Source organism: Variovorax boronicumulans NBRC 103145 (genome assembly GCF_001591345.1).
GTDB classification, from domain to species: domain Bacteria; phylum Pseudomonadota; class Gammaproteobacteria; order Burkholderiales; family Burkholderiaceae_C; genus Variovorax; species Variovorax boronicumulans.
Window position 1 is genome coordinate 17,915 of the sequence record NZ_BCUS01000003.1, and the last position, 17,003, is coordinate 34,917.

General features: G+C 64.1%; 15 protein-coding genes. 5 read left to right on the forward strand and 10 right to left on the reverse strand.

What is annotated here, in order from left to right; genetic code table 11:
• The 4 genes from VBO01S_RS01655 to VBO01S_RS01670 are packed head-to-tail and all read right to left on the reverse strand — an operon-like array spanning position 1 to position 3,997.
• A complete protein-coding gene (locus VBO01S_RS01655) occupies positions 1 to 756 on the reverse strand; it encodes an ABC transporter ATP-binding protein (protein ID WP_062469520.1) in 756 nt (251 codons plus the stop codon).
• Entirely contained in the window at positions 756 to 1,739 is a 984-nt protein-coding gene (locus VBO01S_RS01660; protein ID WP_157627257.1) for a branched-chain amino acid ABC transporter permease, read from the reverse strand. The genes VBO01S_RS01655 and VBO01S_RS01660 overlap by 1 nt, the downstream gene beginning before the upstream one ends.
• A gap of 11 nt (positions 1,740 to 1,750) precedes the next feature.
• The gene (locus tag VBO01S_RS01665; protein ID WP_062469522.1) at positions 1,751 to 2,647 is read right to left on the reverse strand and encodes a branched-chain amino acid ABC transporter permease; all 897 of its coding nucleotides are present in this window, start codon (positions 2,645 to 2,647) and stop codon (positions 1,751 to 1,753) included.
• 24 nt (positions 2,648 to 2,671) lie between these two features.
• Entirely contained in the window at positions 2,672 to 3,997 is a 1,326-nt protein-coding gene (locus VBO01S_RS01670; protein WP_062469524.1) for an ABC transporter substrate-binding protein, read from the reverse strand.
• Between the two features lie 263 nt (positions 3,998 to 4,260).
• Between VBO01S_RS01670 and VBO01S_RS01675 the strand changes: the two genes are divergently transcribed.
• Positions 4,261 to 5,247, forward strand: coding sequence for an NAD(P)H-quinone oxidoreductase (locus VBO01S_RS01675; RefSeq protein ID WP_218005375.1), 987 nt, complete (start codon positions 4,261 to 4,263; stop codon positions 5,245 to 5,247).
• Between the two features lie 61 nt (positions 5,248 to 5,308).
• Here the strand turns inward: VBO01S_RS01675 and VBO01S_RS01680 are convergent, their stop codons facing one another.
• Genes VBO01S_RS01680 through VBO01S_RS01695 form a run of 4 tightly spaced genes read right to left on the reverse strand, consistent with a single transcriptional unit; the run spans position 5,309 to position 11,125 of the window.
• On the reverse strand, positions 5,309 to 8,095 hold the full coding sequence (locus VBO01S_RS01680) for a winged helix-turn-helix domain-containing protein (protein ID WP_062469526.1): 2,787 nt from the start codon (positions 8,093 to 8,095) through the stop codon (positions 5,309 to 5,311).
• A gap of 32 nt (positions 8,096 to 8,127) precedes the next feature.
• Positions 8,128 to 9,171 (reverse strand): phosphotransferase, encoded by a 1,044-nt coding sequence (locus VBO01S_RS01685; RefSeq protein ID WP_062469528.1) that lies wholly within the window; start codon positions 9,169 to 9,171, stop codon positions 8,128 to 8,130.
• Entirely contained in the window at positions 9,168 to 9,941 is a 774-nt protein-coding gene (locus tag VBO01S_RS01690) for an SDR family NAD(P)-dependent oxidoreductase (RefSeq protein WP_062469529.1), read from the reverse strand. The genes VBO01S_RS01685 and VBO01S_RS01690 overlap by 4 nt, the downstream gene beginning before the upstream one ends.
• Entirely contained in the window at positions 9,938 to 11,125 is a 1,188-nt protein-coding gene (locus tag VBO01S_RS01695) for an acyl-CoA dehydrogenase family protein (RefSeq protein ID WP_062469531.1), read from the reverse strand. Before VBO01S_RS01695 ends, VBO01S_RS01690 begins: the two co-directional genes overlap by 4 nt.
• Positions 11,126 to 11,294: 169 nt before the next feature.
• On the opposite strand from VBO01S_RS01695, the gene VBO01S_RS01700 reads away from it, so the two are divergent.
• Positions 11,295 to 11,963 carry a GntR family transcriptional regulator gene (locus VBO01S_RS01700; protein ID WP_082817929.1) on the forward strand — a complete coding sequence of 223 codons (669 nt, stop codon included), beginning with the start codon at positions 11,295 to 11,297 and terminating at the stop codon, positions 11,961 to 11,963.
• Positions 11,964 to 12,216: 253 nt separating this feature from the next.
• Here the strand turns inward: VBO01S_RS01700 and VBO01S_RS01705 are convergent, their stop codons facing one another.
• Both VBO01S_RS01705 and VBO01S_RS01710 read right to left on the reverse strand, forming a co-directional pair.
• Positions 12,217 to 13,053: an alpha/beta fold hydrolase gene (locus VBO01S_RS01705; RefSeq protein WP_062469537.1), complete on the reverse strand. Its 837-nt coding sequence runs from the start codon at positions 13,051 to 13,053 to the stop codon at positions 12,217 to 12,219.
• Between the two features lie 239 nt (positions 13,054 to 13,292).
• Entirely contained in the window at positions 13,293 to 13,742 is a 450-nt protein-coding gene (locus VBO01S_RS01710) for a MerR family transcriptional regulator (RefSeq protein ID WP_062469539.1), read from the reverse strand.
• A gap of 146 nt (positions 13,743 to 13,888) precedes the next feature.
• Here VBO01S_RS01710 and VBO01S_RS01715 point away from each other — a divergent pair, with 146 nt between their 5' ends.
• From VBO01S_RS01715 to VBO01S_RS01725, 3 genes are all read left to right on the forward strand, one after another.
• Complete coding sequence (locus VBO01S_RS01715; protein ID WP_082817930.1) at positions 13,889 to 14,728, forward strand: type 1 glutamine amidotransferase domain-containing protein; 840 nt, start codon at positions 13,889 to 13,891, stop codon at positions 14,726 to 14,728.
• Between the two features lie 81 nt (positions 14,729 to 14,809).
• Positions 14,810 to 15,796 carry a hypothetical protein gene (locus VBO01S_RS01720; protein ID WP_062469543.1) on the forward strand — a complete coding sequence of 329 codons (987 nt, stop codon included), beginning with the start codon at positions 14,810 to 14,812 and terminating at the stop codon, positions 15,794 to 15,796.
• 138 nt (positions 15,797 to 15,934) lie between these two features.
• Positions 15,935 to 16,867 carry an SDR family oxidoreductase gene (locus VBO01S_RS01725; RefSeq protein ID WP_062469546.1) on the forward strand — a complete coding sequence of 311 codons (933 nt, stop codon included), beginning with the start codon at positions 15,935 to 15,937 and terminating at the stop codon, positions 16,865 to 16,867.
• Positions 16,868 to 17,003: the final 136 nt, after the last annotated feature.

Sequence of the window (17,003 nt, forward strand, 5' to 3'; positions counted from 1 at the left end):
TCACTCCACAGAGAGTTCGCCCGTGACGTACCGGCGCACGTCGTCCTGGGCAAGGACGGCCCCGGGCACGTCGTCGGCGATGATGCGGCCGCTATAGAACGCGATCACCCTCGTTGCATGCCGAGCGATGATTTCCATATCGTGTTCGACAAAGAGGACAGGCGTATCTGGGTCTTCTTGAAGAGCGGACATGATGGTTTCCATCATCTGGAACTTCTCGTCGGCGGCGACCGCGCTGGTCGGCTCGTCCAGCAGCAGAAGCTTGGGCCGGACTGTCAGCGCCATCGCGATGTCCAGCAGCTTGCGCACGCCACCCGGCAGTTCGCTGACACGCCGGTCGCGGTGCTCCAACAGCCGGAAACGCCGCAGCAGATCGTCCGCCTGCCCAACCCGCCGTGAATCCCGGCCAGATCGCAGAAAGCTCGACCGGCCGTCTCGACAGGCCAGCGCCACCAGCATGTTTTCGAGCACGGGCAGTTCGCCGAACAACTGCGGAATCTGGAAGGAGCGAGCCACGCCAAACGCGTTGATCGCACGGGGCGTCAGGTGCGTGATGTCAGTCCCGGCGAGCCTGATCTTCCCTTCGTCAGGCTTGAGGTAGCCGGTGATCATGTTGACGAAGGTGGTCTTGCCCGCACCGTTGCTGCCGATGAGACCGACGCGCTCACCGGGCCCGACCTTGACGTTGATGTCCGAGGCCGCCACCACGGCGCCGAAACGCTTCGCGACGCCGTGGACTTCAAGAATGGCTTGCATCAGCGTGCCTCCCGTGTCCAAAGAGAACCAATGCCCTGCGGCAGAAACCGAATCACCAGCAGAAGGAACAACCCGAGCACGAGCTGCCAGGTATTGGGGAAGTAGGCACTGGAGAACGAGCGCACGATCTCGAGCAGGAAGCTGGCGATGAACACCGCCGGTACGCTGCGGTATCCCGCCAGGACGGCAATGAAGACGAACTCACCCGAGGTGGTCCAGTAGCTGAAAGCAGGTTCGACGTGGCCCAGCGAGAGCACGACCAGGGCACCACCCACGCCGCCGAAGAGCGCGGCCATCAGGAAGTTCGCGCCGATGAGCCGCCGCACCGACGCGCCCAGGTACTCCACACGCAGTTCGTTGTCCCGCGCGGCGAGGGTGACCAGTCCGACGGGCGAAGCGAAATACGCCCGCGCCAGAAACCCTATCACCGCTGCAAATGCCATCGTAAGCAGGAACAACTTGTAGGAGCCTTCGGGTCCATCGAGACGCTGACCCAACAAGGTCGACCTACCAACAGTGAAACCGTCCGATCCACCGAGTGCCGGCCACTTCATCAGCACGCCATATGCGACCATGGAAAGTGCCAGCGTGAGCGTCGCAAAAAAGATACCGCGGTAGCGCGCAAGCAGCGGCGCGAAAGGCAGGGCCAGAACCATCGCCAACGCCCCACCAGCGATTGCCAGAGCCAGGGCGTCCGTCCACCCCGCATGGTTGAACAACAGGGCCGCCCCGTAACCGCCCGCCGCGAAGAACATGCCTTGCCCGAAGGAGACCACGCCCCCGCGCATGAGGGTCACGATGCCGAGCGAGACAAGCGCGTTGCCCGCCGCGACTGTGATCAGGTAGGTGAGCCAGGCGGGGACATACAGACCGAGCATGGCGAGCGCAGCGAATGTCCCGACCGTGGTCGCCAGCGCATGCAAAGGACGCGAATGCCTTTGCGCTCCCCGCATAAGGACAATGGAGTTGATGGTGGTGTTCATGTGACGTTGTCTCAAATCTTGCGAGCCTGGATGCGCTGGAACAGGCCCTCGGGCCGAAACACCAGCACGCCCGCCATGACGGCATAGATGACGAAGAGTTCGGCTGCGGGCGCCAGATGCACGGCGGCGGACCGGGCCAGCCCCACGAGCAGCGCGCCGATGGCAGCGCCTTCAATGCTGCCCAGGCCGCCGATGATCACAACAGCGAAGGACAGCACCACCACGCTGACCGACAGGCCAGGCTGGACCGAAATCATCGGCGCGGTGAAAGCGCCCGCGAGCGCCGCCAAGAACACGCCCGCCCCGAAAGCCAGCGTGTAGACACGCGAGACGTGGACACCCATGCTTGAGGCCACCTCGGCGCTGTGGATCACCGCAAGCACGATCTTGCCTTGGCGTGTGCGGTTCAAGGCCCACCATGCCACCAGCCCTGCCACCACCGCCAGACCCCACAGCGCGAAGTCGTAGCCAACATAGGACATCGATCCAAAATCGACACTGCTGAATAGGCCATAGGGCTCGGTCACGAAGTACGGGTTCGCCCCCCAGATCAGCTTCGTGAGGTCCTCCATCACGAGGAAAAGAGCATAGGTGACCAGCACGAGCAGTACCTCGTCCCTTCCGTAGAAGAAGCGCAGCAGGCCTCGCTCGACTGCAGGAGCGACCACCACGGCCACAGCGAAGGCCGCCAACAGCATGGCGATGAGCGACATCCACGGAGACCATGAGACGCCAGTGGACCAACCAACGAAGCTGGCGGCCGCATAGGCGCCGAGGGCGTAGAAACTGCCATGGGCAATGTTGAGTATCTTCAATACTCCGAACACGAGCGTGAGGCCGAGGGAAACGATGAACAACCAGGACGCATAGTTCAGGCCATCGATAAGCAAGGTCAGCAGACTATCCATGAGCGGACTCCCAGAAGAATGTGGTCAAGGGCAGCCCTTGGCGCCAGGAAAGCCCGCCTTGATCCACGCATCCGCCGTGGTGCCGGCAGGCGGATTCACGCATTCCGCAGGGAAGCGCACGATGTCTTCCAACACAACCCTCTTGTTGGCAACGTCGTAGCGGGTGCGTGCGATGGCTGTGTCTTGAATGGCTTGGCGCCCATCGGCGAGCGCCATGCGAATGCGCCCGCCCGGTGAGTCCCACTCGCTGCCGCGCAGTGCGGCGGCCAGTTGCTCAGGCGAAGGCTTCTTGCCGCCATTGGCGGCCATGGCCTTCTCCGCCGCGAGCTTGAGTCCCAGCAGGGCCTGCGCCATCCGGTAGGGCGAATGCAGCGGCTGCTGGCCGTTGTAGGCCTTCGCATAGACCTCGTTCCACCAATCGTTCAGCGCCGACTTGGGGGCCATCTGTCCATAGGCCCCGCGCGCGCCCAGGATGACGCCGTCGGGCATGCGCTGGCCCAACACAGGCAGCACGTGGTCGCCCGCGGAGATCACCAGTTGCGTGCGCTTGAACAGGCCGCGTGGCCCGGCCTGCAGCATCAGCGCCTGCAGATCGCCACCCCAGAGGCTGGTGTGCGTGACGTCAGCAGGCTTGGACAGCAAGGCCGAGATCTCCGTGCCGTACTGCCCCGCGCCGAACTTGGGCAGCAGGTCCTGGCCCGCCGTGGCAGAAGGGTAAAACTGGCCCATGGCCCCAGCGAAATCCGCCTTCGAATCATGGCCCCACGCATAGTCTTGGTTGATTAGGTTGATGGAACCTGCCTTGACGTTGCGCGCCTTCAGGTAGCGGGCCAGCGCCACGTTATCCATCGTGGCGTGCGACGCGGTTCTGAAGACGTAGGAGAACTTGTTGTCCTCGAAGATGCGTGGTGTGCCGCAATCGTGCAGGATCAAGAAGCGCTTGAGTTCCTCGGCCACAGGCGCCACGGCCAGACAATCTCCAGAGCCGACATACCCGACGACGGCATCGACCTTCTCGCGGTCATAGAGCGCGCGCAACTCCTGCACCTGCTTGGTGGCACCTCCGGCCTCATCGACGTAGACCGCTTCGATCTTCATGCCGCCAAAGCCCTTCCGGTCATAAGGCGCTGGCGCGGCACCCCGATTGAACGCGTCCACCAGAACCTTGGCACCGTTGACGGCGGGTATGCCGAAACTCTCCGCTGCCTGTCCCGAAAGGAAGGTCACGACCCCAATCTTGAACGACTCCTGCGCGTGCACGGCGCCTGAAAGCAGTAGGGCTGCACTGACGGCAGCAGCGCAGATGACCGAGTGAAACGGGCTGCGGGATGCCGATGGCTGGAAATGCATGAGCGTGTCTCCTTTTGGTGTAGGTGTGAGCGTGAGCCACGAGCGTATGAGTGCATGCCCCGTATGAAGCCCCCTCCGGCGGGGAGGGAGGGGGAAGACCCGCCCCCCCACCGGCCTCCCCGCTCGGGCGCCCCTCCACTGGCCAAGGCTTCCTAGAATTTTTGTGCGCAACCCCCGTGCACGTCCCGGCTACATGCCCACCCTTTCCACATGAATGGCAGAAAGCAAACACTCTCATGCAAGACATCACCGTCCCCACCCGCATGCAGCGGATAGAGATCACCTCGTACGGTGGACCCGAGGTACTGCAATTGAGGGACGCACCGGTGCCTGTTCCGTCTTCAGGGGAGTTGCTCATCCGCGTGCAGGCCGCCGGCGTCAATCGCCCTGACGTCATGCAGCGCATGGGCACCTATCCCATGCCCCCCGGCGTCACACCCATTCCTGGCCTGGAGGTGGCGGGGTGCGTCGTGGGGGTAGGCGAGCACGTCGCCGGATTCCGGGTAGGCGACTTGGTCTGCGGCCTGACCGAGGGCGGCGGCTACGCCGAATACTGCGTCGTGCCCGCAACGCAAGCGCTCCCGATCCCCAGCAGCGTGGATGCACTGCATGCCGCCGCGATCCCCGAGACCTTCTTCACCGTCTGGGCCAATGTCTTTCAGCGCGGCCACATCGCACCCGGCAGCACGCTACTGGTGCATGGTGGCACGAGCGGCATCGGTTCGACGACGTTGATGCTTAGCAAGGAGTTCGGCATCCGCACCATCGCAACGGATTCCGGTGCCGACAAGCTTGCAGCGGCCCTGAGGTTTGGCGCGCAGGAGGCGATCGACTATCGCGAATGCGACTTCGCCGAGGTTTCGCGCGAATGGACCGGCGGCCGAGGTGTCGATGCCATCCTGGACATCGTGGGCGGCGCTTATTTCGAGCGCAACGTCGCGGCGCTGGCCAAGGACGGACGGCTGCTGCTTATCGGCTTTTTGGGCGGCGAAGTAGCGCCCAACGTCAACCTGCTCACCCTCGCCGTCAAGCGACTGACCGTCACGGGCTCGACCCTGCGCGCCCGCTCGCCCGACGAGAAGGCGGAGATCGCGCGCGACCTGCAAGCCAAAGTGTGGCCCCTTCTGAGTGCGGGCCGCTGCCTCCCCACCATCCATGCAGAGTTCCCGCTGGAGCGCGCCGCCGACGCGCACCGCATGATGGAAAGCGGCAGTCACATAGGCAAGATCGTTCTGCGCGTGGCAGACTAGATTGCTGGCGAAGCGGCCTCCAGCGCTTGTCGGTCAAGTGCTGGCAGCTATTGGCAAGGAGCTACCGCGTTTCTCTCAAAGGCGCGAACCCCAGGCCCAGGCCCGCCTGCACGGCTTCGAGACGCGAACCGACGTTGAGCTTCTCGAAGATGTTCTTGAGGTGCCACTTGATGGTCTCGGGGGCCACGCTCAGCGCCCTGGCGATTTCCTTGTTGGAAAGGCCGCCTGCGATGTGTTCGAGGATTTCGATCTCCCGCACACTCAGTGACGCGGCGAAACGGGCCAAAACCGGGCTGGGCGCAGGGTGGTTCAGGGGCGTCGTCCCCTGCCCTTGGCCACCCTGAAGCCGGTCGTCCAACAGGGGTAGGTACGGCTGCCCGACGGACCTGGTATCGCCGCGCAGCCGATCCATGAGGTGGAGCATCGGCGCACCTTCGTCGTTGAAGCTGCTCACCATGGGCTCCACGCTCGCGTAGCGCAGCGCGGCATCCAGCGCACCGATCGCTTCGTCGCTCTCGTTCTGCTGCTCCCAGGCAAGCGCCAGCAGCTGCGACACACAGGCGCTGAGATAGCGCATGCCCGCCGCATCCAGTTGGCCGCGCAGCCGCAGGAGCAGTTCCACGGCGGCTTCGGGGCGGCCCTGGGCCATGGCGACGCGCGCCGAAGCGCAGCAGGCACTGCTCCAAGTTTCCAGGAAACTTCCCATGGGTTGGGGATGCCGCGCGGGCATCAGCCCGTTCAGTTCCGCCAGCACCTGCTGCGCATCGGTCAGCCGGCCAGCCTGCAGCAGCAAGCGAACTGCCTCGGCATCGCATCCGGCGCGCAAGCGCAGCCAATACCGCTCTGTAGCGACCTCGCGAGCCTCCTCCAACACCACGAGCGCGGAAGCCACATCGCCCTGGCGCGCGTACAGGCGTGCGCTGCCCAAGCTAAAGCGCAGTAATGAGCCCAGTGGGCATGCCTCCTTGGCCAGGGAAGTGCGTCCATCCATCACGCGGCAGGCAGCGGCCATGTCGCCGCGCTCATAGTGCAGCGCCACGAGATAGCCCGAGGGCACAGCCGCCGCGGCGGAGTCCCGGCCCACGGCCGTCTCCGCGCGCAGAAGCGCGCTTTCGAGGATCCGGGCGGCATCGGCCAACCGGCCTTCCACCATCGCCCCGAGCCCGACCATGCTTTGCCGGTACACGCTGGAATAGATGGGCTCGCCATCGGACATCTCTTGAGGCGTGGCAGCACGGCGACGGACTTCGCCAAACTGCCCGTCGTAGGCCAGGCCAAAGATCAACGAAGTCTGCGCGAAGCGGCGCGCCCAACGCGATACGGGAGTCGGCGCTTCTGCTTCCTCCACCTTGCGCCCCAATTCCAATGAGCGGGGCGTGTCGTCAGCGAAACCAGCGATGAGTGCGCTGACCGACGCCAGCTCGGCAGGCAAGGCGCTGTCGGCGCGAGCGTCTTCGCGTAGGGCATCAGCGGTGATCTCGTCGCCGATCTCCTGCACAAGGCGCTCGGCCTCGGCGATACGGAACGACAAGGTCAGACCCCAGGCCCGGGCGATACGCAGCCGCAGGCTGCGCTGCACCAGATCGGCGGGCAACTGCGAGAACCAGCCAAGCAACGTGGGGATGTCGCTGCGGTCGATGAGCGCGGCCGCGCAGCCCTCGGCCCACTGCACGGCCTGCTGCGCGTCTCCCGCTGCGATCGCATGGCGCACAGCCTCGGGCCACAGCCGCTGTCCGGCAAACCATCGGCTGGCACGTCGGTGCAGCGCGGTCAGTTCGCCGCCAAGCTGCACCCCGGCCCTGCGGCGCAGAGCGTCGGCCATGAGCGTATGGAAACGGAACCACCGCTGCTCATCGTCGAGCGCCCGAATGAACATGTTGTGCTGCTGCAGCCACTCTAGTTTCTCCCAGCTGCGCGTGCCGGGCTTGATCATCGCGTCGCACACGTCGCTGCAGAAACGGTCGAGGACAGACACGCGCAACGCGAACTGCAGCACCGCCACAGGCATGCGGGACAGCACGACCTCGTACAGATAGGCATCGCCGATCAGCTTCTTGCCGGCGAGCTCGCGCGCCAGCCTCGCCGGCTCATCGGTGTGACGCAGGGCGAGGGCCGCCAATTGCAAGCCAGTGACCCAGCCCTCGGACGCCGTGTTGATCAGCTCCACGCCGGGCCGATCGAGCAACACGCCGTGCGCGCGCTCAAAAAAGGCCAGGGCATCCTCGTTGCTGAAGCGCAGCGCGGCGGCGTCCAGCGTCAGTACCTGATCGGGCATGGCCCAGGCGCCCAGCGGAAGGCCCGGCTCGCGGCGCGTGCCGATGCAAACGTGAAAGTTCGCCGGCGCATAGCGCAGCAGCCGCGTGACAAGGGCGAGGCTAGCGCGTGATCCGATCCGCTCGAAATCGTCAAGGAACAAGAAGACATCGCAGCCCGTTCGCGCGATCTCGTTGAGCAGCATCGCCTGCACGGTCTTGATGGGCGTGAGTGGGTCACGCTGCAATAGCTCGGCCGCGCGGAGCCCGACGCCGCCGGCGGCGGCACTCAACGCCGAAACGAGATAGTGCCCGAGTTGCTGCGCATCGTCGTCCTCCTCGTCCAGCGTCAGCCACGCCACCGCATCGCCGCGCTTGCGCAGCGCCTCGTGCCACTCCGTCATCAATGTGGTCTTGCCAAATCCAGCCGGAGCAACAATGGCCGTGAGGCGCCTGTGCGCTACCTGGGCTAAGAGATCCAGCAAGGCCGGCCGGCCGACGGGCTCGCCCGCCAGGCGCGGCGGCGTCATCTTGGTGTGGATCAGCGCGAGGCTCCAGCCGCCCCCGTCACCCGCATGCGCAGTGTTCAAGTCCATGGTGGCGAAGATGAAACGCTGGGCGTGGTCCGTTATCGCGCCATGTAGCGCTGCGCGGCCTGCCAGCCCAAGTCGGCCAGCGGCCCCGCCTTTCGTCCGGTTTCCACCGCGTCCTGGGCGGCGGCGTTGCCGTCTGCAGCGCGCTGCGCGATGCCGTGCAAGATGGCCGCCATGCGAAACAGGTTGTACGCCATGTAGAAGTCCCAATGCTGCGCCGCACTGCGCCCCGTCGCCAGCTCGTACCACGCCACATACTGTCCTTCCGGTGGAATACCGAGGGACGCCAGATCCAGCCCGCCAATGCCTCGCCACAAGTCGTGTGGAATGCGCCAAGCCATGCACTGGTAGGCCAAGTCGGCCAAAGGATGGCCGAGGGTGGACAACTCCCAGTCGAGCACGCCGATCACGCGTGGCTCGCTCGCATGAAAGATCAGGTTGTCGAGTCGGTAGTCGCCATGTACCAGTGTGGTTTCGTCGCCAGGGGGCAGGTTGCCCGGTAGCCAGTCCATGAGCCTGCGCATGGATGCATTGAGCGGTACGCTCGATGCTTCGCACTGGCGGGACCAGCGCGCGATCTGGCGGCCGATGTAATTTCCCTCTCGGCCGTAATCGGCGAGGCCCACGGCCGCATAGTTCACGGCGTGCAGCGCCACGATCACCCGATTCATTTCGCGGTAGATTGCCGCCCGCTCGCTAGCCTGCATGCCCGGCAGGGCCTGGTCCATGAAGCTGCGGCCCCGCAGGTACTCCATGACATAGAACGGTGTGCCGATCAGGCCGACATCGTCACAGTAGGCCAGCATGCGCGGCACGGGAACGCCGGTGCCACCGAGTGCCTTCATCACGCGAAACTCCCGGTCGATGGCATGGGCGGAAGCGATCAGCGTTCCGGGCGGCTTCTTGCGCAGCACGTAGTCCCGCCCCTCCCCCGCGCTGATAAGGAAGGTGGGGTTGGACTGGCCGCCCGCCAGCACGCGTAGTTGGGGCGATGCACTGCCGATGAGGCGTTGCTGGCGCAGATAGCTGGCGAGTGCCCCGTCCGCCAGGTCCAACCTTGCTTGCTGCTGTACGGTCATAGAGCACTCACCAGATGTGTGCGGTCCACCGCCACAGCTGCGCCCGACATCGCCGCCCCCGCATCCGAGGCCAGCAGCAAGAGCGGGCCATCCAGATCCTCCAACTCGCCAAAGTTCCGACTCGGAATGCGATTGCGCAGTTTGTCCCCCGCCTCACTGAGCAGGAATTCCCGGTTGAAATCCGTCACCACATAGCCCGGCATCAGTGCGTTGACGCGGATGCCGTAGCGTGCGAGTTCGAGCGCCATGACCTTGGTCGCCTGGATCACGCCTGCCTTTGAGATGGCGTAGGGAGCCACGCCGCCAGACACCCGCTCACCCAGGATCGACGCCACGTTGACGATGGAGCCGCACTTGCCCGCCGCGACCATGCGGCGCGCGCCCTCGGTGGCCACCAGCCAGTTTCCCTTGAGGTTGGTGTTCATCACACTGTCGAAATCTTCCTCGGTCTGGTCCAGCAATGCGCGCGTCACGGTGATGCCTGCGTTGTTGACCACCACGTCGGGAACGCCCCATGCGGCAACCGCGTCGAAGCAGTCACGCACGCTGCAAGATTTGCCCACATCAAGCGAGAAGGCGCGTGCCTCGCCACCCGATCGTGTGATCCCGTCGACCACAGTCTGCAGCTTGTCTGCACGGCGCGCGGCCACAGCCACACGCGCGCCTGCATTCGCGAGTAACTGCGCAAAATGCATGCCCAGCCCGCTCGATGCGCCGGTCACCAGCACAAGACGTCCGTCGAGGCGGAAACGGTCGATGGCGGCACTCATGCGTGTGCCTCCATCTCGATCTTCTCGGCCAGATGGACCAGCTTGCGCGCCATGCTCCAGCGGTGCACCTCGCTGGGACCGTCGTAGATGCGGAAGGCGCGCATGTCAGTGAAGATGCGCATCACCGGCGATTCGCCCGTCACACCCTGGCCGCCGAGGATCTGCACGCTTCGGTCCACCACACGCCACTGCGCCTCCGAGCACACGACCTTGGCGCGGCTCGACTCGAAGTTGCACTTTTCCCCCTGATCCAGCAGCCAAGCCGTGTGCCAGATGTGCAGTCGCGCGGTATGCAGATCCATGTCGTTGTCGGCCAGCATGAAGCCCACGCCTTCGTGCTGTACCAGTGGCTGGCCGAACGCGTGGCGCTTGCGCGCATAGGCTAGCGCCGTGTCGTGCGCGCGGCGCGCCTGGCCCAGCCAGCGCATGCAGTGCGTGAGCCGCGCGGGAGCCAGGCGCACTTGCGCGTAGCGAAAGCCCTTGCCGATCTCGCCCAGCACGTCGGCGGCGGGCACGCGCAAGTTGTCGAAGCGAAGCACGCCGTGCCCGCCCGTGAAGCAAGCGTCCATCGCGTCCATGCTGCGTTCGAGCACGATGCCAGGGCGGTCCATGTCCGCGAGGAACATGGTGGCCGAGCCGTCCTCCATGCGCGCCATGACAATCACATAGTCGGCGCCCTCGGCGCCGGTGATGAACCACTTGAGGCCGTTGATCAAGTAGTCGTCACCGTCGCGCACGGCGGTGGTGGTCAGCATCGAGGGATCGGCGCCGGCGCCCGGCGCGGGCTCTGTCATGGCGAAGCATGAACGCGTCTGGCCTGTCACTTGGGGCCGCAGCCAGCGCTCCTTCTGCGCGGGAGTGGCCACCTCCTCCATGAGATGGATGTTGCCCTCGTCAGGCGCGTGGATGTTGAGCGCTGTGGGACCAAGCCAAGAGTAGCCCGCCTCCTCGAACACCACGGCCTTGGCTATATGGCTCAGCCCCAAGCCCCCCATCTCGCGCGAGGCATGGGGCGTGAGCAAAGCCGCGGCTTTGGCACGCCCGACCAATTCACGACGCAGCGCCTCGCTGGGACCGTGGGACGACTGGCGCTCATCGTTCTCGAGCGGAATCACCTGCTCGGCAATGAAGTCACGGGTGCGCTCGCGTAGCGCGCGCAATTCGGGTGAAAGCGAAAAGTCCATGTGGCCCTTTATTCACGGAGCGTTGTGATCCAGTGTTCTACAAAATTGTCCAACAATATTGTAGATACATGTTCACTACAATCACAGTCTCCTCACATGGCAGCTGACGCATACGCGTCACAAGTTCAGATTGCTCCTTCCCTTAGACACCGTGCAAAAGCCGCAACCCATGCGATCCGATGAAGTCACCTCTAGCGCGTCAAGCGCGGTGATTTATGGGATCCTGAATGGCTTGGCCGAGCAGAAACTTTTCCCCGGCCAGCGGCTCGTGGAGCTCGACCTGGCAGAGCAATACAAGGTGAGCCGCAATTCCGTGCGGGAGGCACTACAACAACTTGCAGCGCAAGGCGTCGTCGAGATACCGCGCAACAAGGGCGCCGCGATCCGCTCCCTCAGTCTCCAAGAGACCCAGGAAGTCCTGGATGTGGCAGAGCGCATGACAGGCCTGCTTGCCAGGAGCGCGGCATTGGGCATCGCATCTGGCCAGCCGCGTGATCCGATCCAGCAGGCCCTCGCCGAACTCGATCGCGCCAATACCGCCCAGGATGTCGACGCCTTCGCACGTGCGCGACGTGGGCTGTACCGCGCGCTGTTGAACACCAGTGGAAGTCGCGAGTTGAAGCGGCTGTTTCCGTCCATCCAGATGCCCATCGTCTATGCGCAACATCGCCCTTCGACCTTGCAGAAGGTTCGCATGCGCGACTACCAGGCCATGTGCGATGCCGTGCTGCGCGGCGACGCGCAGGCGGCGGACGAAGCAGGGATGGCTCACGTGCAGAATGTGCGCTCAGCCATCACCCATCGGTTTTCCAGCAGCCCCGCTGAAACCGAGACCTGAGATTCCTTGTAGCTCATACTGGAGCGCCGCTGGTCGAAAAATGGGCAAGTTCAACCAGGAACTGCGCAAGGGCTGACCGCCTGCTTGCGCAGGCCTGGCCCTTTCCATGTCCAAGGCAACGCCCATCAACCTGTCCTTGTGTCGTTGACCGCACGGGAGCGTCATCCGCGCCATCGGCCTGCGGCAACGCCGGATCGGACTGCCATCCAGTCAGACCCGGCAAGATCTACTCAAGCCTGCCCAGCGACGCAAATCACGCGCGAATGAATGCGAGCAAGTCGGCGTTGATGACTTCCGCATTCACGGTGCACATGCCGTGCGAGAAGCCAGGATAGACCTTGAGCTCGCTGTTTTCGATCAGTTCGGCCTGGCGCAGCGCGCCCGCCTTGTAGGGAACGATCTGGTCGTCATCTCCCACCATGACCAGCGTCGGCACCTTGATGGCTTTCAAGTCTTCTGTCTGGTCGGTCTGCGAGAACGCCTTGATGCCTTCGTAATGGGCCTTCGCGCTGCCCATCATTCCCTGGCGCCACCAGTTCTGGATGACGCCCTGGGAAACGCTCGCTCCAGGCCGGTTGTAACCGTAGAACGGTCCCGAAGGCACGTCGATGAAGAACTGCGCCCGGTTGTCGGCCAGCGCCTTGCGAAAACCATCGAACACCTCGACCGGGGTGCCCCCCGGATTGCTCTCGGTCTTCACCATGAGCGGCGGGACGGCACTGATCAGGACGGCCTTGGCGACGCGGCCCTGCGGCTGGCCATGCCTGGCGACATAGCGCGCTACCTGGCCACCGCCGGTCGAGTGACCGATATGGACGGAGTTCTTCAGATCCAGGTGCTCGACCACGGCGGAGGCATCCGCTGCGTAGTGGTCCATGTCGTGTCCATCGCTGACCTGCGACGAGCGACCATGCCCGCGGCGGTCGTGAGCGACGACACGGTAGCCCTGGGCCAGGAAAAACACCAGCTGTGCGTCCCAATCGTCTGCGCTCAAGGGCCAGCCGTGATGGAAGACAAGAGGTTGCGCACTCTTGGGCCCCCAGTCCTTGTAGAAGATCTGAACACCATCCTCGGTCGTCACATAGGCCATGGTCTTGACTCCTTGCTTTGCAATTGCAGGTTGAACGGGTCTTGAGCTGCGCCCCCAGTGAAGTCGGCAGCGATGCACAGGGCAGCGGCACAGACGGCGAGAGTGGGCCGAGCGCTCCCTCACGGGAACGCCCCTCGGCTCGGAGCAGACTTTAAGATTGAACCGGACTTCAATGTCAATACGCCTTCCGCTGTCAGGGGCAGCGATCGAGCGCAGGCAAGAGGTACTCAGTCCTTCACTCAGGTACGGTCGTCTGCAATCGATGGTGCGGGCTCCGCCTGCGTGCTCTCCATGCGAAGCCGATTCAGCACCCACAGCGGCCGGTCGGCACACGCCAGTTCCTCGGGCCGGTTCTTGATGCTGTCGATGGCCATCAGAAGCTGCGCCTTGTTCTGCGCCAGCCGCGCTTGCAGCTGCTCGATCTCGCCGACCTTGCGCTGCAGGCTGTCCACCAATGCCTCGTGCTGCCAGGTGTCCTGGGCATCGGGCAGGAGGCTTCGGATCTCGTCGAGCGAGAACCCTGCGCCCTGGGCGCTGGCAATGATCTCCAGCATCCACAGCGCCTCCGGCCCGTACTCGCGGTAGCCGTTCTCCTTGCGCTCGATGCCGTTGATCAATCCGCTCTTTTCATAGAAGCGGATGCGGGACGTCGCCAGACCGGTCCGCTTGGCCAACTCTCCGATCCTCATCGTCGATTCTCCAAAAATACGCTTGACATTAAAGTTAACTTTAACCTTAAAGTTTCGCCATCGTCAAGTGAAGAAGCGCCATGCCAGCGGGCACGGCCGGCCGCCTTCCTGGCACATGTGCTCGCCCTCCAACCTCTCGCGCCGTCATGAACTTGCTACTGAAAACCTGGATGCCCCTGCTCGCGGCGGCGCTCTTCGCGCTTCCCTTGCTGGGAAGGACTCAAACCCAATCCCTCGAGGAGGCCCACATGCCCAGTCCTGCTACGGCCCAGCAACGCGTGCTGATCGTCGTCACCAATCACGCGGACTATCCCGGTCGCCAGGACAAGACCGGGCTGTGGCTGACCGAATTGACGCACTTCTGGGACGTGCTCCATGAGGCGGGGATCGCCATGGACATCGCCAGTCCGAACGGGGGTCACAGCCCGCTCGACGAACGCAGCCTGGGCAACTTCTACCTCGACGATTCCGCGAGGGCGCACCTGAACGATCCGGCCTTCATGACTCAACTCGCCCATACGAAGCGCGCTGCGGATGTCGACCCGCAAGCCTATGCGGCCATCTACTTCACGGGCGGCCATGGAACGATGTGGGACTTCCGTGATGCCCCGGCGCTCAAGCGCCTGGCCGAGGCCATCTCCGGGCAGGGCGGCGTCGTTTCGGCGGTCTGCCATGGCAATGCGGCCCTGGTTCAGCTTCAGGGACCGGATGGCAAGCCTCTCATCGACGGACGTCGCGTCACGGGCTTCTCCAACCTGGAAGAACGCTTGTCAGGCATGAGGGACGTGGTCCCGTTCCATCTGCAGGATGCGATGGCCGGTGCGGGGGCGAAGTACGAGAAAGCGCTCCTGCCCTTCACGTCCTATGCGATCACCGACGGGCGTCTCGTGACGGGGCAGAACCCTCAATCCAGCCGGGCTGTCGCGACACGGGTACTTGCGTTGCTGCGGGCCAGGTCCCAGGCCACATCCACACCATCGAGCTGATCCGCAAGAGGCACAGCGAAGCCGGTCTTGCCGCCTTGAGCGGCACTCCGAACCATTGATCTCCACCCAGGAATGTCCAATATGAACATCAGAAACCTCACCGCAACCGCAGCCATCGTCCTCGGCACCCTCGCGAATGCTTCGTGGGCCGAAGGCTCGACGGACTCCAAGCAATCGGAATCCACCACGATCAACATCGCCGGCCATGTCGTCCCCTTGGTCAAGGGCGGGCTGTATGACCGTTATCGCTCCAACCCGCCGCTTTCCGTCATTGCGTCGGAGGCGCCGGAGGTTGACCTGAGCTGGTTCCAGCAACTGAAGAAGGAACGGGTCGACATCGGGTTCGAATCCTATTCACCCAACTTCTACTACCAGAACAGCCGGGTCACGGCCATCTTCACCGCGGACCTGGACACGTTGCGCGGCCTCATGCCGGCCAAGGTCCTGGAACAGGTTCAGCCGCTGCAGGTGTGGCCGGGCCGAGGCCTGGTCGCCCTGACTGCCTATTCGTACCGCTATTGCGACAACGACAGCTACAACGAAATCGGCCTGTCCGTCGTCACCAACAAGCCCGGGGCGACGAGCTTCGGACCGCTCACCCTGCTGGGCCAGTCGATGTCGAACGACTTCTGGGGCTACGTGCTCAAGCTCCCCGTGAACACGGAGCTGGCCAGGGTCCGGGGCGTCGTCGGCTACAACCTGCCGAAGTGGCTGACCGACATCACCTACAAGGAGACCGAGACGTCGGTCGTCGTCGAAATCTTCGACAGCGAGACCCGCAAGGTCGACGTCACCCTGGAGACCAAGAAACTGGGCGACGCATCCAGCAAGGAGACCCTGGTGACCAACAGCTTCACCAACGTGGACCCAAAGGGGCAACTGACCACCGGCTATTCGGTTTCGCGCCAGCTCAGTCACGCCAGCAGTTCGAGCTCGGACTCGGTCAAGCTCACGTTGACCGAGGGAAGCCTGTCGACGTACATCAAGGCGCTGAAGTTGGGAAAGCTGGTCAAGTATGAGTACGTGCCCGAGTTCCAGGGCGCGTTGTATTCCCCTAAGCCGCTGTGACCGCCCGCAGCCGATGCCCCGCGCCGTTGCAGCCGGCCCTGCGCTTTCTGTCCCGCGTCGCAGCGCAGGCCTGCTGACCCATCGGGCACCGGGGTTACGGTGCACAGTTCAGAGAACGCATTTCAGGAGCAGACAGACATGCAAACGATATTGGGAGCGAGCGGCCAGATCGCCATGGAGTTGGCGCGAGAGCTCAAGCACGGGTACACCAGCGACTTGCGGCTGGTGAGCCGCAATCCTCGCAAAGTCAACAAGACCGATGCCTTGGTGTCTGCCGACCTGCTCGATGCCAGGCAGACGGCCGAGGCGGTCAAGGGAAGCCGCGTCGTCTATTTCACCGCCGGCCTGCCACCTGACACGGCGCTGTGGGAAGCACAGTTTCCGACGATGCTGAAAAACGCCATCGAGGCGAGCCGAGCGGCTGGCGCCAGCTTCGCCTACTTCGACAACACCTACATGTACCCGCAAGACGACAGGCTTCAGACGGAAGACACCCCTTTCGCGCCGGTCGGGCGCAAGGGCAAGGTGCGCGCGGCGATGACCTCCATGGTGCTCGAGGAGATGGCACGCGGCGATATTCCTGTTGTCATCGGCCGCGCCCCGGAGTTCTACGGCCCGGGAAAAACGCAGAGTTTCACGAACGCGCTGGTCATCGACAAGCTCAAGGCCGGCAAGACACCTCGCGTGCCGGTGCGGGATGACACGCTGCGAACCCTCATCTGGACGCCCGATGCGAGCCGCGCGCTGGCGGCCCTTGGAAACACAGCGGACGCTTTCGGGCAGACCTGGCATCTGCCCACCTGCGACGACCGGCCGACCTACAAGCAGTTCGTCGGCATGGCGAGCGAGGCATTTGGCGTCGACGCCTCCTACAGCGTCATCGGCAAATGGACCCTACGCGCCGCCGGCCTCTTCTCCCGGCAGGTGCGCGAGATCCGGGAGCTGCTGCCACGGTACGAACAAGACAACCTCTTCGACTCGTCGAAATTCAAGCGACGGTTTCCGGAGTTCAAGGTGACGACCTATCGGGAGGGGCTCGGCCTGATTCGGCGTGAGTCGATGGGCAAGTAGACGGCAGACGACCACCGCCGGGGTGTCGCGGCGCGCCTCGGGACATCCGCATCGCGGCCACCCGTTTAAAGGGGGCATACCCGAAGGGCGGCTGTGCAGCGGAAACGGTCGCTGGACTCATGCTCGTGCACTACCA

Coding starts and splice junctions, on each gene's coding strand:
- VBO01S_RS01655 (WP_062469520.1), bottom strand. CDS start 756: ATGCAAGCCATTCTTGAAGTCCACGGCGTCGCGAAGCGTTTCGGCGCC.
- VBO01S_RS01660 (WP_157627257.1), bottom strand. CDS start 1,739: ATGAACACCACCATCAACTCCATTGTCCTTATGCGGGGAGCGCAAAGG.
- VBO01S_RS01665 (WP_062469522.1), bottom strand. CDS start 2,647: ATGGATAGTCTGCTGACCTTGCTTATCGATGGCCTGAACTATGCGTCC.
- VBO01S_RS01670 (WP_062469524.1), bottom strand. CDS start 3,997: ATGCATTTCCAGCCATCGGCATCCCGCAGCCCGTTTCACTCGGTCATC.
- VBO01S_RS01675 (WP_218005375.1), top strand. CDS start 4,261: ATGCAGCGGATAGAGATCACCTCGTACGGTGGACCCGAGGTACTGCAA.
- VBO01S_RS01680 (WP_062469526.1), bottom strand. CDS start 8,095: ATGGACTTGAACACTGCGCATGCGGGTGACGGGGGCGGCTGGAGCCTC.
- VBO01S_RS01685 (WP_062469528.1), bottom strand. CDS start 9,171: ATGACCGTACAGCAGCAAGCAAGGTTGGACCTGGCGGACGGGGCACTC.
- VBO01S_RS01690 (WP_062469529.1), bottom strand. CDS start 9,941: ATGAGTGCCGCCATCGACCGTTTCCGCCTCGACGGACGTCTTGTGCTG.
- VBO01S_RS01695 (WP_062469531.1), bottom strand. CDS start 11,125: ATGGACTTTTCGCTTTCACCCGAATTGCGCGCGCTACGCGAGCGCACC.
- VBO01S_RS01700 (WP_082817929.1), top strand. CDS start 11,295: ATGCGATCCGATGAAGTCACCTCTAGCGCGTCAAGCGCGGTGATTTAT.
- VBO01S_RS01705 (WP_062469537.1), bottom strand. CDS start 13,053: ATGGCCTATGTGACGACCGAGGATGGTGTTCAGATCTTCTACAAGGAC.
- VBO01S_RS01710 (WP_062469539.1), bottom strand. CDS start 13,742: ATGAGGATCGGAGAGTTGGCCAAGCGGACCGGTCTGGCGACGTCCCGC.
- VBO01S_RS01715 (WP_082817930.1), top strand. CDS start 13,889: ATGAACTTGCTACTGAAAACCTGGATGCCCCTGCTCGCGGCGGCGCTC.
- VBO01S_RS01720 (WP_062469543.1), top strand. CDS start 14,810: ATGAACATCAGAAACCTCACCGCAACCGCAGCCATCGTCCTCGGCACC.
- VBO01S_RS01725 (WP_062469546.1), top strand. CDS start 15,935: ATGCAAACGATATTGGGAGCGAGCGGCCAGATCGCCATGGAGTTGGCG.